This window comes from Paractinoplanes rhizophilus (assembly GCF_042664765.1).
Classification (GTDB): Bacteria; Actinomycetota; Actinomycetes; order Mycobacteriales; family Micromonosporaceae; genus Actinoplanes; species Actinoplanes rhizophilus.
In genome coordinates this window covers 1-17,716 of the sequence record NZ_JBHTBJ010000072.1, presented here as the reverse complement: position 1 = coordinate 17,716, position 17,716 = coordinate 1, and the positions used below count along the sequence as shown (strand labels likewise).

Genomic DNA, 17,716 nt, shown 5'->3' with positions numbered 1-17,716 from the left:
CCACGACACCCACTGGCGCAACTGGCGCCGCCGCCACCAAGCCCGAGCACGCTGGTTCCACCAACGCGCACGTCTCCGACGAGACTATGTCCTGGCCAGCTAGCAAATGGCGGCTGCCGTACTAGATTGCGCGCGCGCCGAGATCCGACGAGACGCGGCTCACCAACACCCTTTCCGCTCGAATTCTTGCGGTCAGACATCGCGGAGGTCTTCCAGCAGGGTGTACGGATAGGGAGCCGGCTTCTTGCTCGCCTCGTCGAGGCTGGAGCGACTGCCCTCGTCGAGTTCCCAGCCGACGGCAGCGAGATTGTTGTCCAACTGAGCCGGCGATCGCACGCCCAAAATCGGTGCGGTCACTCCGGGCCGCTCCAGCAACCAGTTCAGCGCCACCTGTGCGGGAGTGCGATCGATCTTCTCGGCCACAAGCGTGAGGGCATCGATCACCTTCCACGTCCGTTCGTTGTCATAGTTTCCCCACGCCTCGGTCCAGCCGGGATCCGAGTTGGTGGTGTCACCGATCCGGCTCTCCCCGGCGGACGGCCGGTCACCTCTGCGGAATTTGCCGGTGAGCCAACCGCCACGCAGTGGGCTCCAGGGAATGATGCCCAAACCCTCGTTCCGGCAGACCGGGATGAGTTCCCATTCGGCTTCGCGGTCGAGCAGGTTGTACAGCGGCTGAAGGGAGACAATGCGCTCCCAGCCCATTGCCCGGCAGGTGTCGATCGTGCGCTGCAACTGCCATCCGGCCACGTTGCTGATGCCCAGGTAGCGCACCTTTCCCCCGGTGACCAAGGAGTCAAGGGTGCTCAGGGTCTCTTCGATCGGCGTGCCGTAATCCCACATGTGCACCTGGTAGAGATCTATGTGCCCGGTGCCCAGCCGACGCAAGCTCTCGTCCACCGACCGCAAAATATGCTTGCGGCCCAGGCCGCGCCGGTTGAGGCCATCGCCGAATCGGACCTTGGTGGCGACCACGACGTCGTCGCGGTTCTTCTTCTGCAACCAGCTCCCGACGATCTCCTCCGAGCGCCCGGCGCCGTACGCATCGGCGGTGTCCACGAAGTTGCCACCGGCGTCCACGAAGCGATCGAGCAGGCCGTGGCTTTCCGCCTCATCGATCTCACGGCCGAAAGTCATCGTGCCCAGGCAGAGCCGACTCACCTGCAGACCCGTGCTCCCAAGGTTTGTGTATTCCACAATCGTCTCCTGTATCAATCTCGGCCGGTCGTGGCGACCGGTGCTGACGACGCCGGAAAGCGGCGGGCGGCGTCAGCCATGGTTTGCTCCGTGTGCGTGGTGATGGCCCGGCGCCGGCGCGCGGACCACGGCGGGCACCAGCGCGAGCGCTGTCACCGCCGCGCCGCCGGCCAGGACGGCCGCCACGGTGAAGGCCGCGGTGAAGTCCCCGGCCGCCGGGTGGACGGCGGCCAGTGCGGCGCCGGCGACGGTGGACAGCACGGCCACCCCGAAGGCGCCGCCGAGCTCGTGGAACGTGTTCACCAGGGCCGATCGCAGGCCGCCGGTCGCCGGGTCGGCGGTGGCCAGCGCCGCGGTGAAGGCGGTGACGAACACGGCGCCGGTGCCCAGAGCCGCGACCGCGAGGCCGGTCACCAGCACCGCCGGAACGGTGGCGAAGGCCGCGGTGGCCTGGCCGGCACCCGCCAGCGCGAGCCCGGTCGCGGCGATCACCTTGGTGGAGATCTTGGCGAGCAACCGGCCGGCGGTGTGCGCGCCGGCGCCGACCGCGATGCCGACCGGCAGGAAGATCAGGCCCACTTCGACCGCGCTGAGCCCGTACGCCCGCTGCAGCACGAACGAGCCGAGGAAGAACTCGCCCACCATCAGCGCGGTCGCGACCAGCATGAGGAACGCACCGGCGGCCACCGGTCGCTCGGTCAGCAGCGCAACGCGGAGCAGCGGCGCCGCGGTGGCCCGCTCGACCAGGGCGAACAGGATCCACAACACCAGACCGGCGCCGAGCGGGAGCAGCGTGCCGGGCGCCGACCAGCCGCTGCCGCCGGCGTTGACCAGACCGTAGATGACCGCGGCGGTGCCGGCGGTCACCAGCAGGGCGCCGGGAACGTCCAGGGCGGCGGAGGTCGCGCGCCGCGCCGGCGCGGCGACCAGGAAGGGCAACAGCACCAGCAGGAGTACGCCGATCGGCAGGTTGATCGCGAAGATCCACTCCCAGCCCAGGGCGGAGGTCACCAGCCCGCCGAGGGTGACGCCGAACGCGGTGCCGGCCGCGCCCAGCGTGCCCCAGACGCCTAGCGCCTTCGCCCGGGCCGGGCCGGTGAAGGTCGCGGTGACCAGCGCGAGCGCCGCCGGCGAGAAGAGCGCGGCGCCCAGCCCCTGCGCGGCCCGGCCGGCGAGCAGCGCTGGCGCGCTGCCTGCGGTGGCGCAGACCAGCGAGGAGACGGTGAAGACGGCGAGGCCGGTCAGCATCACGCGGCGCGGCCCCACGATGTCGGCGATGCGCCCGCCGAGCAGCATCAGCCCGCCGAACACCAGTGTGTAGGCCGTCATCACCCACGGGATGACGGCCCGGTCGAGGTGCAATGCGGCGCTGATGTCCGGCAGCGCCACGTTCACCACGGTCACGTCGAGCACCAGCATCAGCTGGGCCGCGGCGAGCAGGCCCAGCACGAGCCAGCGCCGGCGCCCAGCGGCCGGTGGCCGGACGGCGGCCGCCGGGGTGGTCGTTGTGGTCATCGCGTTCGTCCCCTAACTCGTACATGGATGTTCAACTTCGGCGTACGCTACCATAACTCGTACACCGAAGTTCAAGTTAGGAGTGACCGATGGCACCTCGACCGGCCGGGACCGACGGCAGGCGGGCCGACGCCCGCCGCAACATCGACGCGATCCTGGCCGCGGCGCAGCAGTGCCTGATCGAAAACCCGGACGTGACGATCGCGGAGATCGCGAAGACGGCCGGGGTGGGCCGGGTGACGCTGTACGGGCACTTCCCGACGCGCGCCGACCTGCTGGATGCGGTCTTCCGGCGGGTGTCCGAGGAGGCGAACGCGGTGCTGGACACCATCGACACCGACGGCGAGCCGGCCGTCGCCCTCACCCGGCTGATCGCCGAAAGCTGGCAGATCGTCAACCAGTTCCGCGCCGTGCTCGCGGCAGCCGAGCAGGAGCTGCCCCCCGAGCGCATCCGGTCCCACCACGATCGGCATCTCGCCCGGCTGGCCGCCCTGATCCGCCGCGGGCGGCAGGCCGGCGTCTTCCGGACCGACCTGCCCGAGCAGTGGCTGGTCACGGTCGCCTACACGCTGATGCACGCCGCGGCGGCCGAGACCACCGCGGGAAACCTCACCGAGGCCGACGCCCAGCGCGCCGTCCTCGCGACCGTGCTGGCCGCCTATCGGCCGGCCGCCGACTATTCGGACGGTAACGGTCGATAGCCGCGCTTCGTCGTGTACTGAACCCTCGCGAGCATGAGAAGGCTCGCGGTGATGCCGGTGATGCCGAGCGCGATCAGGCGGGGGTCGGAGCGATAGTGGCCGTACATGGTCCAGCAGGAGACCTCGCCGAGCACGAGAAGCCAGGTGCCGACCGAGACGCCCGTCGGCCGGCGGGTCCGGTACGCGGTCACGATCGACGGCGTCACCTGGATGATCGAGGCAGCGGTCAGCACCGTCCCGAGCCCCGGGATGCCGGCGACGACGACAGCCCCGGCGAGGACCACCGTCCAGGCGCCCACGCCCGCCGCGGGTCGCCGGCCGGCGCGCCCCAATCGGGTGAGCAGGACGGCGACCGTCGCGGCCAGCAGCGTCGCGGCGGACGACGGAACCAGCGCCGTCCAGTACCCGGACGATGCGAAGTAGGCGAACCACGCCGCGTTGTTGACGCAGGTGAGCGTGGCCCAGGACCAGGAAACCCCGGCCGGGTCCCGCGTGCGGCGCAGTTTGGTGATCTGCGGCAGATACTGCGGGATCCCGAACCCTGTCGCGGCGAACGGGAGGACGTCGAACAGCAATGCGAAGCGTTCCATGGCGTGCCCAGCCTCCGACGGCAAAACGCGTACCGATCGGAAGAATAGTTCATTTGTTGCTTCATTTCTTTGCGCATTCATTCCGGAAATGGCGCGGTTGAGGTAATATCATGCGCGTGGACGCCATTGACCGCAAGATAATTGCGCTCTTGCAGGAGGATGGCCGGCTCACCGTCACCGAGCTGGCCCAGCGGGTCGGGCTCAGCGCGGCGCCTTGCCATCGGCGGCTCCGCGAGCTCGAGCGGACCGGCGCGATCAAGGGATACCGGGCCGTCGTCGACCCGGCCGCGCTCGGCCTGGGCTTCGAGGTGCTCATCTCGGTCACCATGGACCGCGAGGACGCCGGCACGATCGACGCGTTCGAGCGCAGTCTCGTCGGCGTCGCCGAGGTCCGGCATGCGGAACGACTCTTCGGCGAGCCCGACTACATCATCCGCGTGGCCACCGCCGACATCGCCGCCTACCAGCGCCTCCGGGACGAGAAGCTGGCCACGCTTCCGGGCGTCCGACGGCTCACATCGACGATCGTGATGAAGAGCGTCGTCGACGAGCGACCGTATCCGCAGCCGTCCGTGCCGCCGCGCCCGAAACGTGCGCGCTGAGGCTCGCCGCTGTTACTTCAGGCGTTCTCCGAGGTCGTCAGCGCGGCGAGGATCACGCCGCCGACGATGAGGGTCAATGCTGTCGCGCGCCCGGCGCTTATCCGGTCACCGTGCACCAGCACGCCGAGCACGATGGCGCCGACTGCGCCGATCCCGGTGAACACCGCGTACGAGAGCCCGACCGGAAGCGTCTGCATCGCGCGGGAGAGGAGATAGACCGAGCCCATGGCAAGAACCACGCAAAGCAGTGTCGGCAGCGGACGGGTGAAGTTCTGCGTCGGCTTGATGCTCTGCGACCAGGCAACCTCGACGAGTCCGGCGGCAAGGAGCGTCCACCATGTCATGACGCCAGCCCCCCGGCGGTCTTCAGGGCGTCGCGGACCGAGGCTTCGAAATCCTTCCGGCGAGCGCCGAGGTACGGATCGACGCGGGCGTTGGTGAGCTCCGCGGTGACAAAGGTGATGTCGTCCACGGCGAAATGGCCCTTGAAGAAGTCGCGAAGGTAACGCTCTTGGTGATCGAAGGGATGCCGGGGACTTCCCGGGACGTAGGTTCCCCCGCGAGCGCCGGCGACAACCACACGGGCCCGGATCGCCGCCCGAGGGAAAGTCACCTGATCGATCCACGCTTTGAGGCAAGCCGGCACGGAGAAGTTGTGCATCGGTACGCCCATCAGGACCACGTCGGCGGACACCAAGTCGTTGAGGAGTGGCTCGACGACCGCCCAAGCGGCTTTTTGCCGCACCGTCCGGGCTCCCTCGGACAGGCGTTCCGGATCCGTGATCTCATTTTCCAGGGCGTAGTCGCAGATCTCGGTCCACGCCTCGTCGATGAAGGGGACCGGTTCTGCCGTCAGATCCCGGTACGTGTATCGGCCGCCCGGGTTTGCGGCCCGCCAAGCTCGCGCGTAGGCGGCGCCGATCTGCCGCGAGAAGCCCGCCGCGCGCGGGCTGGAGTCGAGATGGAACAGGTGTGTCATGACGCCCTCCCGGATATGTGGACACCGTGTCCACTTCCAGCGTAACGGAAGTGGACACGGCGTCCACATAGTGTCGGGAGGGCCACAGCGACCCGGCGTCAGCCGAGCAGGCGGCGGGCGAGAACGTGCAGCGAGCCGGCCACCCTGCTGGACGACAGGCCGAGCACGTGACGCTGATAGCGGTAGACGTCCGGCGCCAGTGGCGCCAGCGCCACGTCGACCATCGTCTCCGGATCCGGCACCCCGGCCTCGACCAGCAGCGCCCGTACGTGGGCGCGCCAGAATCCGTAGGCCCCGGTCTCGAACCGGGAGCTGCCGATCTCGGCGCCGAGAACGAGGGGGAGATGCTGCTCCAGGAGCTCGACCATCGCGGAGTAGAACGCGCAGAGGCGGTCCGCGGGTGACGCTCCCGGCCCCAGCGGCGGGCGGCCACCCATGAGCTGCTCCTGCAGCTTCGCCTCATGCCTGTCGAGCAGGGCAACCGCGATGCTCGCCAGATCGCGATAGCGGCGATACAGCGTCGCCCGGCCGACGCCGGCCACCCGGGCGACGTCCTCCATCGTGACGTTTTCCGGTCCGCGAGCGGTGAACAACTGCTCAGCCGCCGCCAGAACCCGGGAACGGTTCCGTGCCGCGTCGGCGCGCTCGGCGTCTCCCGAAGTCGTCACGCACCCACCGTAGCCAGTGCCGGCCGAAGGCAGCGGACTTGATCGCGCGTCGTCAGGCTCGCTGGTCGGCAAGGACCTTGCTGAACAGCGCCAGGTAGCCGTCATGAGCCAGGCGGAGTTCGCCGAGCGCGTCCGCCGCGAACCACCCGATGGCATCGTGTTCCTCCGGCGCGGCGTTGACCGGAGACCCCGTCCACTCCTCGACCAGCCAGATCCGCATGACCAGCGTGTCGGTACGAACTTCGCGCAGGGGCGGACCCGACGGCGCCGCGATGCCGATGCCCAGCTCCTCCCGAAGCTCGCGAGCAAGTGCCGCGCCGGGCAGTTCCCCCGGCTCCACGTGCCCACCGGGCAGGTCCCAGACATCGGGGTACCAACGGCGCCCGGGAGCTCGATGACAGAGCAGCACCCGATCGCCGTCCCGCAGCAACGCCGCGACGATGCGGGCGCCCTCGTCAGGCTCCGTTTGCGGGGCGAGCCCGACGAGCTTGGTGAGGAAGCGATCGACCTGCTCCGCCAGGGGCGGCCACGGGAGGTTGGGCTCGTTGATCCGTAACGAGAGCATGCCGATCACCGCGGCGCGGAGGTCGAGGGCCACGGTCAGCGAGTCGGCCGGCGGGGCGGTTCCGGCGTCCATGCACTCCTGGATGGCGGCCGCGGTCCGCGCCAGCATGACCTCTTTGAATGGCATGCCGGGATGCCGGCTGGCCTTGCTTTCGTGCATCACCTTGTACAGGCCGGGATGCTCCTGCGCCCAGGTCGCCTGCGCCCGGATCCGCGCGCGTAGACGCGACGCCGGGGTATCGACGCTCTCCTCCGCGGCGGAAGCGATTTGCAGCATGTCGTCGTGGCAGCGCTGCATGGCGGCCAGCACGAGCGCATCACGGTCCGGGAAGTAGAGATAGACCGAGGTCGGCGAGATGGAGAGTCCGCGTGCTACCGCGCGCAGGGACAGCGCTTCATCGTCGGCGAGCTCGTCGAGCATCCGTACCGCGCACGAAACGATCTCGGTGCGCAGCAGCTCGCCCTGGCCCCGGGCATTGGGCCGGCGAGGAGCGGCGGGAACTCTCGGGGCGCTGTCCATGAGGGAGATCATTCCAGTCATCGATCTTGCACTACGGGCGACCATCAGCCTACAGTCATCCATGCAAGGACAGGTGTCCACTAAAGGAGCGACATGCCGATAACCCTGCGCGAGGCCCACGAATTGATCGACAGCGCCCATCGGCGAGCCCGGGAGCTGAGCGCCTCCATCGCCGTCGCCGTCGTCGACGAGGGCGGCCACTTGCAAGCCCTCGGCCGCATGGACGGCGCGCCGCCGCTCTCGGCCGGAATTGCCGAGCACAAGGCGGCGAGCGTGGCCCTCATCCGGCGGGACGGCGCAGCTCTGCGCCAGATGCAGCAGGCATGGCCCGCCTTCTTCAGTCAGGTCGATCGGGCCGCGGGCCGCCCCATCCTGGCGGGCGCGGGCTCCATGTTGATCCGGCGTGCCGACGCCGTCCTCGGCGCCATCGCGGTCAGCGGCGGACTACCGGAACAGGACGACGAGTGCGCCGAGGCCGCACTTGCGGGGCTCACCTGAGCGGACGGCAGGAGGATCCTCAAGAGGTCGGCGCCCCCGCCGATAAGGGCGCCATGTCGCGTACTTCGCTCCCGTCCGATCTGGCGGGCACAGTGGCCACAACATCCCCGGACGGCCGATGGTTCGGCGCCGGCCGCAGCGTCGCCACCGACGCGTTCACCGCCGGAGCGGAGGCGACCGCCGCCGCCGTCGCCGGCCGGCCGGAGCCCGGTCTCATCCTGGTGTTCGCCCGGGACCATGTCGACATGCAGCCGCTCCTCGACGGGGTCAGGTCCCGCGCCGGGCGAAACACCAAGATCGCCGGGTGCTCGACCATCGAGCCGATGGCCGCCTCGGCCGATCCGGCCGGGTTCTCGGTCTCGGTCGTGGCGTTCGGCGGAGACGAATTCGGCTACGAGATCGAAGTGGCGAGAGACGTCGAGGGCAACGAGCGTGCCGCGGGTGGTCTCGCCGCCGCCGGGCTGGCCCGGCTGAGCCACGCCCACAAGGTTCTCGTGCTGCTCATCGACGCCACGCTGACCGACAATGTGGAGATCGTGCGCGGCGCCTACGGCACCGCGGGTGCGGCCGTTCCGCTGGTCGGCGGCCTGTCCAGCGACGATTGGCAATTCAACCGTACGTGTCAGTTCGCCGGCGACAGCAGCGGCGTGGAGATCTACAAGGACGCGGTCGTCGGTGTCGCCATCGGGTCGCCGCAACCGATCGGCCTCGGCGTGGCGCACGGCTGGCGCCGGTCGGGCGATCCCATGGTGGTCACCGACAGCGACGGCCTGAAGGTGTACGAGTTCGACAACGAGCCGGCCCTGGACGTGTTCCTCGCGCGGGTGGGCCTGGACGAGTCGGTGCTCACCGGGTCGGATTCGTTCCGCCTGGCGGCGTTGGAGTATCCGCTGGGCGTGGCGACCCGGTCCGGCGAGGAGATCCGCGTCATTCAAGGCGTCGACCTCGCGGACCGCTCGGTGTGGTGCTCGGCCGGCATCCCGCAGGGCGGACTGGCCTGGATGATGGAGGGCGACCTGGACTCGCTCGTGGCGGGCAGCACGGAATCCTGCCAGCAGGCCGTACGCACGCTCGGTGGCGCCACGCCGATCGGCCTGCTGACCTTCGACTGCGCCGTACGCCGCCGCGAGCTCGGCCCGGCCGGCGTACGCCGCGAATTCGCGGAAATCGAGCGCATCTTCCCCGGCGTACCCTTCGGCGGTTTCTATTCGTACGGCGAAATAGCCCGATACCGTGGCGCGACCGGCATGCATCACCTGACGATGGTTTCCCTTGCGCTCGGCTGATGATCCGAGCCTGGTCACGCATCACTGGTCGACGCTGCAGCTGACCGAGTTCTGCGCCGTCCTGACCGGCAGCGCCGACGAGGACGAGGTCCTTCGGCTGGCCGTCGAACGGGCGAGCGAGGCGCTCGAGGCCGAGATCGCCGCGGTGGTCATCGAGGGCGAGGTGCGGGCGCACTGGGGCTTGGCCGGCGACGCGGCCGAGACCGAGACGCTGCGCACCATCGGATCGGCCCGGTCGGTGCGGCTGGCCGGGCTGGGCGAGGTCCACACCTTCGCCGCCCGGCTCGGCCGGGGTACCGGGGATTTCCTCGTCGTCGGCCGGCTCGACCTGGCCCTGGCCGGGCCGGAGCGCCAGACCGTGCAGGCCATGGCGCAACTGCTGAGCCTGGTGCTGCGGAACTTGCGGGCGCTGACCGCGGAACGCTCGCTGCGCGAAGAGCAACAGGTCCTGCTCCGGGACAAGGAACGAGAGGCCGCGGAGCGACTCGCGCTCCTGGAGGAGGTACGGAACCGGCAGCGCCTGCTCGAGCAACTGCTCACCATCCAGCAGGCGGTGGCGGCCCGGCACCCGCTCGCCCAGGTGCTCGACGCGGTCACCGCCGGCGCGGCCGAACTGCTGAACCACCGTCCGGTGCTGCTGGTCCTGGCCGACTCCTCGACCGCGCGGTCGCTGACCGTGGTCTCCGGCGACTTGGCCGCGGTGGCCGATCACGAAGCCGCGCTGAAGGTCGCCGGACGGTCGATCGCCACCGGGTCGCACGTTTCCGACGACGCGGTCCTGACCACGCCGGCCGGGCGCACGCGGCTCACCGCCGCCCCCGTGTCGGTCGGCCACGAGATCGCCGGGAGCCTGGTCGCGGTGCTCGACGACGCCGGCGCCGATCGGTTCGCCGAGCAGCAGGACCTGCTGGTGGCGTTCGCCCAGCAGGCCAGCCTCGCGCTCACCGACGCCCGTACGGTCGAGGCGGTCACCCAGGCGCAGCACGACCCGGTGACCGGCCTGCCCAACCGGACGCTGTTTCTTCAGCGGCTCCGCGAGGCCCTGGCCGAGCGCCGCGACGACATCGTACTGTTCATCGACCTCGACCGGTTCAAGTCGGTCAACGACAGCCTCGGTCATCGCGCCGGCGACGCCTTGCTGGCGGCCGTGTCGCGACGTATCGCCCAGCGCCTGCGGGCCGAGGACATGGCCGCCCGTATCGGTGGTGACGAGTTCGCCGTGCTGCTCCGCGACATCACCCTGGACGACGCCGTCCGGGTCGCCGAAAGCCTCGTCGAGTCGCTACGCCAGCCGTTCCGCATCGCCGCCCGCGACGCCCTCATCGGCGCCAGCGTCGGCGTGTCCGCGCGCAACTCCGCCGACGACACCGCCGACGACCTGCTCAGCAACGCCGATGTGGCGATGTACACCGCCAAGAAGCGCGGCGCCTCGCAGGTCGTCGTCTTCGAACCGCAAATGCTGGCGGAAACCGTCGAGCGGCTCGACCTCGTCGCGGACCTGCAGCGCGCGTTGCAGCAGGGCGATCTGCGACTGCACTACCAGCCGCTGGTAGACCTCCGCAGCCTGCGGCCGGTCGGGGTCGAGGCCCTCATGCGATGGACCTGTCCGCGCCGGGGCGTCGTTCCGCCGGACGAGTTCATCGGGATCGCCGAGGAGAGCGACCTCATTGTCGACATGGGGCTGTGGGCGCTCCGCGAGGGCGTACGCCAGCTGGCCCGGTGGCGGTGTGACTTTCCCGGACTCGGCCTCAACCTGAACATCGCACCACGCCAACTGCTCGATCGAGACTTCGTCTCGCACGTGGCGGACACCCTGCTCATCGAGGGAGTTCCGGCCGCCGCGCTGACCCTGGAGCTGACCGAGACGGCGATGATCAGGGACCCGGAGATGGCCGGCCACCAGATGACGCGCCTCAAGGACCTGGGACTCAGGGTCGCCATCGACGATTTCGGCACGGGCTACTCGTCGCTGTCCTACCTGCGCCGGTTCCCGGTGGACGAGCTGAAGATCGACCGGTCGTTCATCAACGCCATGAACCGCAGCGCCGAGGACTTAGCCTTGGTGCGCACGGTCATCGACCTGGCCGAGGCCCTGCGCCTGCAGACCGTGGCCGAGGGCATCGAGGACGCCGACCAGCTGGCCACCTTGCGCACCCTGGGCTGCCGGATCGGCCAGGGCTACCACTTGTCCCGCCCCTTGGTACCCACCGCAGCCGCCGAATACCTGCAAACCGCCCAAGACAAGCCCCGCAAAGCGCCGACCAGCCCAAGACCGCAACCGGCCCGCCGCTAGCCCACCGAGCGCAAGCACTGGGCGAGCGCAGGCAACGGCCCCAGCGCAACCACCGGGCGAGCGCAGGCAACGCCCCCAGCGCAACCACCGCAACGCGGGGCTTCCGGGGGCTCGGCCCCCGGAGCAGATATGACGAGGCGACCCGGTTCGCGCTTTCCGCGAACACAGGCCGCCATCGACTGGTGGAGCTGAGGGGACTCGAACCCCTGACCCCCACACTGCCATCGTGATGGGAACCGTCCATGGTGTCCATCACGTCGGTTCGTGTCCAGGTCAGGGGTTCGCCCGCGTCCTGGCCGTCGCCGTGGTCCGTGTCGTTCAAGACGTTCTGTGACACGCGAGTGAGATCACATCCCGCGACGGCACTGCCGTTCATCGCGTAGGGCGCGACCGGCGATCCTCATAGGCATGATCATGGCTGTGTGGCACCCTCGCCCGATGACGACCACAGAACCCGGCCGGCTGGCCGCCCACGTACTTCTCGACGCCGCCAGCATCGGGCTCGACACCGACGAAACGGTCATCGTGGACCGCGCGGTCGATCACCTCAATCAGACCGGTTGCTGCACCGCGCTGTACGACGACGAGACCGACACCTCGGTGGTCGACATCAGCAACCTGGCCGGCGGCACGCTGGTGCTGCACGACGTTCTGATCAAGCAGATCGTCGAACTGACCGGCAAGGAGCGTGAGGTGGTCGTGGCCGAGACCCGGGAGCTGCTCGACGCCGAGCTGGAGTAGCGGCACAGGTAGCGGACAGCGGCACGACCCTGCTCGGATAGCGGCGCCGCTATCCGCTTTCACCAGCGAAGACGTTCAGGAGTAACGGGAAGCGGCAGGTCGGCCGGGAAGGCGGAAAAGCGCTCCAGGACGCGTCCCGAGACGCTACCGCTACTGGGGCTGCACGCCGCCGGCTCGGCCTACGCGAGCGGCTCAGTAGCGGCTGCGGGCCTCGCCGGAGATCAGCTGTTGATGATGTTCAGCACGCGTCGCGCCGCGAAGACACGCCCGTATTTCCGGCCTGTGCGCTCCTCCAGGATGCCGAGCTGGACCAGGCGCCGGATCGCCGTGTTGGCGGCCTGGTACGAGACCTCGAATCGCTCGGCGGAAACCGTCGCGTTGATCAGCGGGTACCCGATCAGGTCCTCGACAATGCGCGTGGCCACGCCGCGGACGTCCGCCTTCACCAGCTGCTTGTGGGCTTCGTCCCGCCAGTCGTGCAGGGCGTCGATCTTCTCGACAGCCCGGATCGCCTGTGCCCGTACGGCTTCGGCGAAGAACCGGATCCAAGGCTCGAAATCCCCGGTGGCGCTCACGTTGAGCAGGTGGTCCTGATACTGGCGGCGGCGACCTTCGAGCCACGGCGACAGGTTCAGCACCGGCACCCGGAGTTCTCCTGCGTGGGCGAGCTGCAGGACGCAGACGAGCCGGCCGAGCCGACCGTTGCCGTCGTTGAAGGGATGCAGGGTTTCGAACTGGTAGTGGCCGAGCGCCATCTTGATGACCAGCGGAATGGTGTCCCGGGCCATGAGCCACGAGGCCCACGCGTCGATGCCGGCGCGCAGTTGGTCGCCGGGTGGCGACGGCACGAACCGTGCGTCGTTCACGCGCCCGCCGTCTGCGCCGATGAACACCTGCACCGTCCGGATCCGGCCGGCGTCGTAGGAGTCGCCGCGGGTCCCGCGTACGAGCATCTCCTGCAGCGTTTCGAGCATGCCGACGGTGATCGGCTTGTCCTTGATCCAATCGAAGGCCAGCTCCGCCGCCTCGACGTAGTTGTGGACCTCGGCGACCGACTCGGTGAGCTGGTCGCGGTTGAGGAAATCGGCCTCGAGCACGTCGTCGAACGCCGCGTAGGTGCCTTCGAGCGCTGAGGTGGCGACGGCCTCGCGCCGGATAGCCGGTCTCGCCAGCAGTCCGGGGTTAGGGAGCCGAAACGCCGCCTGGTCCAGTCGCGCTACGGCTACGGCCGCGTCGGACGCGGCCAAGTAGGTCTCCTGTCCCAGTTGCAGCGTGTCCGGCAGCGGGTTCGCGATAAAGGCGGAACACTCGTAGTTCTCGCTATACCGCGGGTCCCAGCCACTGATCTGGACAAGTGACCCAACAGGGGACGATTGGAACGCTGCGTCTTCCATGATTTGAAGTAAACCACGGAAACCTTGAAAAGTTCGCCTTGCTTTTCAACCACGGAGTGTGAACCACTTGCAAGATTCCAAGTTTTCAGGGCTTTACTTTAAATTACTGGCGTGAAATTCAACCACGGTGAGTTACGCAGGCTCCGTGGGACAACGCCCTTGCTGCGAAACACCCCTATCTGACAGGCTCGGCGGCTGCCGCCAGCTCGTCGAGTGCACGGCGTGACCCGGTGATGTCCGCCAGTTGACGCGCCTCGGTCGCGACCGCTTCTGCCTCGTCGAGCTGCCCGGCGAGTGCGAGCGCGTGAGCGAGCCGGGCGAGGTAGACGGCGCGGTCTCGCTGGAAGGCTTGCGGCATGCGGTCGAGTGCGGTACGGAACAAGTCAGGGGCGGCGCCGTGGTCGCCGAGCTCGCGCAGCACGAGAGCGCGCTGCACGGCGAACCGGTCCTCGTCGAAGAAGTAGATCCAGGGCGGTTCCCGCTCAGGGTCACGGCCGGCGGCCTGGGGCCGCCGGGCGGCCGCAGCGAGGGCACGGTCGGCCATCGTGCGGTCGCTGAGCCGGGCGTACGCGCGTGCCGCCTGCTGGTGCGACAGGGCGAGGACGCCTGGCGCAGCGCGGGGCCGGGTCGCCGCCTCGGCGAGCGCCGCGGCGCGCTGCGGGTCACCGGCGTCCCAGGCAGCATTCGATCGCATCGACAGCACCGACGCGATCATGTTGGGGTCGTCGACCTCATGGGCGGCGAGCAGCGCCCGGGGCGTACCACCGCTCCGACGCTGCCTCATCGCCCAGGTCCTGGAAGCACCAGCCCAGGAACTGTGCGTACGCGCCTTCGAGCGCGAGCAGGTCTTCCCGCACGGTGCACCTGCGCGGCGTCCCGACAGCGGTGATCTCCGCCTGGCTCGGCCACTCGTCCGCGAGCTTCACGATGAAGGTCTACGTCCACAGCCAAAACGACGCTCTGCGCGCCGCCGGCGCGACGTTGACCGGAGCGCTTCGACCGGCGTCGGAGGCGGTCGGCGACGCGGCTGCGTAAGATCGGATGTCGTTGTGAGATCTAGTGAGATCTCAAGGCCCCAGGAAGTGGAAAGCGGCCAGATCAGATCGCTGATCAAGCCGCTTACCAGGGGTGGAGCTGAGGGGACTCGAACCCCTGACCCCCACACTGCCAGGACGGTTCTCACTAAAGATCCCTGAGCTGCAAGACGCCTACCAGCGCGGACGTGAGTCGACTTCTCGCGACTCCCCGCCACGCCCCGGCAATGACCGGCTTATCTGGCACGGATTTGGCACATGGATCTCCAGAGTGGCTCAGTCTTGCTCCAGCTGGCTGCTGCACTTCGGTGCCGAGCTGGAGACGTCAGCCCAACGGATGAGTCAGGGTGGACTGTCGGCTCTCACTCTTGTCGTGTCGCAGTGCGGCGGGACGTCAGCGCAGCCGAATAGTGTGACCCAGTGGATGAACTAAACCGACTCGCTTACGTTGGGCTCGCTCTGGTCTCGTTGGCAACGATCGCTGCCTGCGGCGGTAGCGGAAGCTCAGCCGACTTGACACCGACAGGATCGTTGCCAGCCGTTGCGCAGTCGGCCAGCACGCCCGCGACCGCTCCGACTAGCCCATCCACTTCTCCGAGGCCGGCCGAGTCATCGAAGCTCAAGGTCGGAGGCACCTTTGTCGGGGAGCGGAGCAAGATTACTGTCCGTTCCGCCAAGCTGGGCGGGTCTGCGGCAGAGTACGAACCGGGCACGGTTTGGCTCTACACAGATGTGCGCATCTGCAATACCGGCACTGATGCCTTGAGTACGCCAAGCTGGAGTATGTGGATACTTAAGACTCAGGACGGCTACGAGGTAAAACCGGCCGACATCACCCCCGAACCCCGACAGCCAGCTTTGCCCTACGACAGCGAGATCGCTCCGAGCGACTGCGTACGCGGTTGGCTCACGTTCGCGCCTCCCAAGAAGAGCGTCATGAAGGAGATCCGGCTCGTCGAAGACGACCTTGCTGGAACCGGAGGCATCATCGCAAGTTGGCAAGCAGGGTAATCGACTGGTGACTTCTTCCGTGTCAAGGAACGATCATGGTGTGCTGACCTGCGCCCATACCTGCGCTGAGCTGCCGGAACGGTCCACTTATGTCCATGGTCGTCTGTCGTTATTGCCCTCGGTCGTCACCCAGTTAGTCACCCAGCCGCGAGAGAGCGATCCTCCCCACGGGCTCTAATCGCTGCTTCACGAGCAAGTCGGCGGCGTTTGAAGGACGAGCCGTCGAGAAGACACGCCTCGACCCGATCGAACTCTGTGGCGAGTTCGTGTGCCCAGAAGGTCGTCACAATAGGTTCGTCGATCGACCATCGCTTTAGCCGGTCGTCAATGATCGACCCGATTGCCTCCCTGGTTGCCTTGTTGCCTGCCTCTATCCATTCGGCAATCACCATTGATAGCTCCGGCAGCATAAGGGCAATCTTGGAGTCCGTGGCAGGCAGTCGACTGTAAAGCAAGCGGTATATTTCTCGGGCGAGGTCGAATCCGTCGCCTGGCCAGAGCCTCGGCGGCGCTGACCGTGCCAGCCGCCAGCGCCTCCTCCACGACGACCTGGTCGCTCGCCTTCCCACGACCTGTGCGGTAGCACGAATGTTGATCGTCTTGCCACGGCCACGTTCTCGAGCGAGCCGCAGAGCGTGACTAGCGTTGACGAGGTATTGGACATTGTCGTAAGGCTCAAGCCGTGCCTTGTTGCTAACTTCGCATCCGTCGAAGTTGATATATGGCAAGGTGATTGTTTGACAACCAAATCGCCACCACCGCGTACGACCTAGGTCAAGCCCGACGTTTCGCAACGTCACCGCTGTCCGCCCGTAGTTCTCGATCTCGACCAGCGCAACCTCAATGTTGAAGCGGAGCCCTCGATTGTCGATCGCGTCAGGACCACGGTTAGAAGAGTATGTGTTCATCGCTGCCAGGGCCTGTCCATCGAACGTTCCGGGCTTCAGGGTGACTCTCACCCGGGCGCCGTCGTACTTGAACTTCAGTAGGTTCCAGGCGGCAACTACTACGGACAGTGCGAAGGCTGGCAGCGCCAGATCTTCCTTGGACACGGCTTCATCATGCCCTACCCGTGATCGATCGAGTCATGGCGACTCGGTTGGATCAGGTCGCGTACGAGGTCAGATAGCTCGGGGAAGCCGGACTCGCGCTGATGCGGGCGGATCGGTTGCTGTACTTCGCTGCTGTACGGCTGCACGTCTCCTTGCCAGCCCGAGCCCTCACGCTCGTTCCACGGTGCCCTGACCTTGCCGACGACCTATACCGTTACGGTGTGATCAGTGCGTCGGATGCGCCGAATATAACCGACTGGCTGCAGGGCGTCGGCACAGTTCTAGCACTTGCCGTAACAGGAGGAGGCTTGTTATGGGAGGTCAGATCTCGTCGACTGGAAAATGTCGCTCAAGAAATTTCGCGAGCTAGGTGCGTCATCGTCACGGCAGAAGAACCGGAATTTCTCGAAGAGGACCTTCCCATTTCCGAGTTTGATCATGCTGCTGTTACCGTGACAAATCACAGCTCGGAGCCAATTACCAACGTGCGGGTGTACCCGTCAGGCGGCGATGCACACGGGGAATTGTGGCCATCCTTCGCGCCAGTGATTGGACCGGGAAAAGAGTTCTATACTCAATGGAAATTACTAGAGCCATTTTCATTGGGCGGTGAGAGTATGCCGAGGCTCATAAATAAAGAGGCGGAGAAGTTGACGATCGATTTTCAGATCGCAGGACGCCGCTGGATTCGAGTCGGCAACGCCGACCCTAAACTTTGGCGCGAAATGGGTGCCATTCGTTTGACCTTGCGCAAGATGAGGAGCGCGACGAAGGCTTTAACGGGCTAGCGTCCGTGAGCTGCCATCGGGCGCCTACCAGGCTCGGTACACCGGGCCAGACGGTCTCATCCGTAAAGGCCCGACACCCTTCGACACCAAACGCGCCGCAGAGCAGTGGCTTGTTGAAACCGAGGCCGAAATACTCAGGGGCACGTGGGTGGATCCCCAGGGCCCCGGCAAAGTCGTGGTGGTGTCCGACTTGGGTGGATCAAGGTAGAAGCGCCTCGGTTGGCGGCAGCAGGACGGGCATGACCGGTTCAGAAGATCATCAAGGTTCCTACGCCACGATGAT

19 protein-coding genes are annotated in these 17,716 nt (G+C 67.5%); 9 read left to right on the top strand and 10 right to left on the bottom strand.

Translation table 11 applies throughout. From position 1 onward, the window contains the following. Window positions 1–192 precede the first annotated feature (192 nt). On the bottom strand, window positions 193–1,197 hold the full coding sequence (locus ACFQS1_RS39275) for an aldo/keto reductase (protein ID WP_378977932.1): 1,005 nt from the start codon (window positions 1,195–1,197) through the stop codon (window positions 193–195). Between the two features lie 72 nt (window positions 1,198–1,269). Continuing rightward, window positions 1,270–2,712, bottom strand: coding sequence for an MFS transporter (locus ACFQS1_RS39270; protein ID WP_378977930.1), 1,443 nt, complete (start codon window positions 2,710–2,712; stop codon window positions 1,270–1,272). Between the two features lie 89 nt (window positions 2,713–2,801). Between ACFQS1_RS39270 and ACFQS1_RS39265 the strand changes: the two genes are divergently transcribed. After that, window positions 2,802–3,413 carry a TetR family transcriptional regulator gene (locus ACFQS1_RS39265; protein ID WP_378977928.1) on the top strand — a complete coding sequence of 204 codons (612 nt, stop codon included), beginning with the start codon at window positions 2,802–2,804 and terminating at the stop codon, window positions 3,411–3,413. On the opposite strand, the gene ACFQS1_RS39260 is transcribed toward ACFQS1_RS39265, so the two are convergent. Beyond that, entirely contained in the window at window positions 3,389–4,003 is a 615-nt protein-coding gene (locus ACFQS1_RS39260; protein WP_378977926.1) for a hypothetical protein, read from the bottom strand. The genes ACFQS1_RS39265 and ACFQS1_RS39260 overlap by 25 nt on opposite strands. 116 nt (window positions 4,004–4,119) lie before the next feature. Here ACFQS1_RS39260 and ACFQS1_RS39255 point away from each other — a divergent pair, with 116 nt between their 5' ends. Further along, window positions 4,120–4,605, top strand: coding sequence for an Lrp/AsnC family transcriptional regulator (locus tag ACFQS1_RS39255; protein ID WP_417629343.1), 486 nt, complete (start codon window positions 4,120–4,122; stop codon window positions 4,603–4,605). 17 nt (window positions 4,606–4,622) lie between these two features. Here the strand turns inward: ACFQS1_RS39255 and ACFQS1_RS39250 are convergent, their stop codons facing one another. From ACFQS1_RS39250 to ACFQS1_RS39235, 4 genes are all read right to left on the bottom strand, one after another. Next, entirely contained in the window at window positions 4,623–4,949 is a 327-nt protein-coding gene (locus ACFQS1_RS39250) for a DMT family transporter (RefSeq protein WP_378977922.1), read from the bottom strand. Further along, window positions 4,946–5,584: an FMN-dependent NADH-azoreductase gene (locus ACFQS1_RS39245; protein WP_378977920.1), complete on the bottom strand. Its 639-nt coding sequence runs from the start codon at window positions 5,582–5,584 to the stop codon at window positions 4,946–4,948. The genes ACFQS1_RS39250 and ACFQS1_RS39245 overlap by 4 nt, the downstream gene beginning before the upstream one ends. A 98-nt stretch (window positions 5,585–5,682) precedes the next feature. After that, window positions 5,683–6,252 carry a TetR/AcrR family transcriptional regulator gene (locus tag ACFQS1_RS39240; protein WP_378977918.1) on the bottom strand — a complete coding sequence of 190 codons (570 nt, stop codon included), beginning with the start codon at window positions 6,250–6,252 and terminating at the stop codon, window positions 5,683–5,685. Between the two features lie 52 nt (window positions 6,253–6,304). Continuing rightward, window positions 6,305–7,336: an NUDIX domain-containing protein gene (locus ACFQS1_RS39235; RefSeq protein WP_378977916.1), complete on the bottom strand. Its 1,032-nt coding sequence runs from the start codon at window positions 7,334–7,336 to the stop codon at window positions 6,305–6,307. A 93-nt stretch (window positions 7,337–7,429) separates the two neighbouring features. On the opposite strand from ACFQS1_RS39235, the gene ACFQS1_RS39230 reads away from it, so the two are divergent. From ACFQS1_RS39230 to ACFQS1_RS39215, 4 genes are all read left to right on the top strand, one after another. Then, window positions 7,430–7,834 (top strand): GlcG/HbpS family heme-binding protein, encoded by a 405-nt coding sequence (locus ACFQS1_RS39230; protein ID WP_378977914.1) that lies wholly within the window; start codon window positions 7,430–7,432, stop codon window positions 7,832–7,834. A gap of 53 nt (window positions 7,835–7,887) precedes the next feature. Continuing rightward, window positions 7,888–9,120, top strand: a complete 1,233-nt coding sequence (locus ACFQS1_RS39225; RefSeq protein ID WP_378977912.1) for an FIST signal transduction protein — start codon at window positions 7,888–7,890, stop codon at window positions 9,118–9,120. Further along, entirely contained in the window at window positions 9,107–11,413 is a 2,307-nt protein-coding gene (locus tag ACFQS1_RS39220; RefSeq protein ID WP_378977910.1) for a putative bifunctional diguanylate cyclase/phosphodiesterase, read from the top strand. The genes ACFQS1_RS39225 and ACFQS1_RS39220 overlap by 14 nt, the downstream gene beginning before the upstream one ends. A 438-nt stretch (window positions 11,414–11,851) precedes the next feature. Beyond that, the gene (locus ACFQS1_RS39215) at window positions 11,852–12,154 is read left to right on the top strand and encodes a hypothetical protein (RefSeq protein WP_378977908.1); all 303 of its coding nucleotides are present in this window, start codon (window positions 11,852–11,854) and stop codon (window positions 12,152–12,154) included. A 221-nt stretch (window positions 12,155–12,375) separates the two neighbouring features. Here ACFQS1_RS39215 and ACFQS1_RS39210 read toward each other — a convergent pair whose 3' ends face one another. Both ACFQS1_RS39210 and ACFQS1_RS39205 read right to left on the bottom strand, forming a co-directional pair. Continuing rightward, window positions 12,376–13,548 (bottom strand): Fic family protein, encoded by a 1,173-nt coding sequence (locus ACFQS1_RS39210; RefSeq protein ID WP_378977906.1) that lies wholly within the window; start codon window positions 13,546–13,548, stop codon window positions 12,376–12,378. 175 nt (window positions 13,549–13,723) lie between these two features. Continuing rightward, on the bottom strand, window positions 13,724–14,332 hold the full coding sequence (locus tag ACFQS1_RS39205; protein WP_378977904.1) for a hypothetical protein: 609 nt from the start codon (window positions 14,330–14,332) through the stop codon (window positions 13,724–13,726). A gap of 670 nt (window positions 14,333–15,002) precedes the next feature. Between ACFQS1_RS39205 and ACFQS1_RS39200 the strand changes: the two genes are divergently transcribed. Further along, complete coding sequence (locus tag ACFQS1_RS39200; protein ID WP_378977902.1) at window positions 15,003–15,593, top strand: DUF4352 domain-containing protein; 591 nt, start codon at window positions 15,003–15,005, stop codon at window positions 15,591–15,593. 137 nt (window positions 15,594–15,730) lie between these two features. Here ACFQS1_RS39200 and ACFQS1_RS39195 read toward each other — a convergent pair whose 3' ends face one another. Further along, window positions 15,731–16,645 carry a hypothetical protein gene (locus ACFQS1_RS39195; RefSeq protein WP_378977900.1) on the bottom strand — a complete coding sequence of 305 codons (915 nt, stop codon included), beginning with the start codon at window positions 16,643–16,645 and terminating at the stop codon, window positions 15,731–15,733. 221 nt (window positions 16,646–16,866) lie between these two features. Between ACFQS1_RS39195 and ACFQS1_RS39190 the strand changes: the two genes are divergently transcribed. Further along, a complete protein-coding gene (locus ACFQS1_RS39190; protein WP_378977898.1) occupies window positions 16,867–17,433 on the top strand; it encodes a hypothetical protein in 567 nt (188 codons plus the stop codon). 10 nt (window positions 17,434–17,443) lie between these two features. After that, window positions 17,444–17,641 (top strand): hypothetical protein, encoded by a 198-nt coding sequence (locus ACFQS1_RS40725; protein WP_465263237.1) that lies wholly within the window; start codon window positions 17,444–17,446, stop codon window positions 17,639–17,641. Window positions 17,642–17,716: the final 75 nt, after the last annotated feature.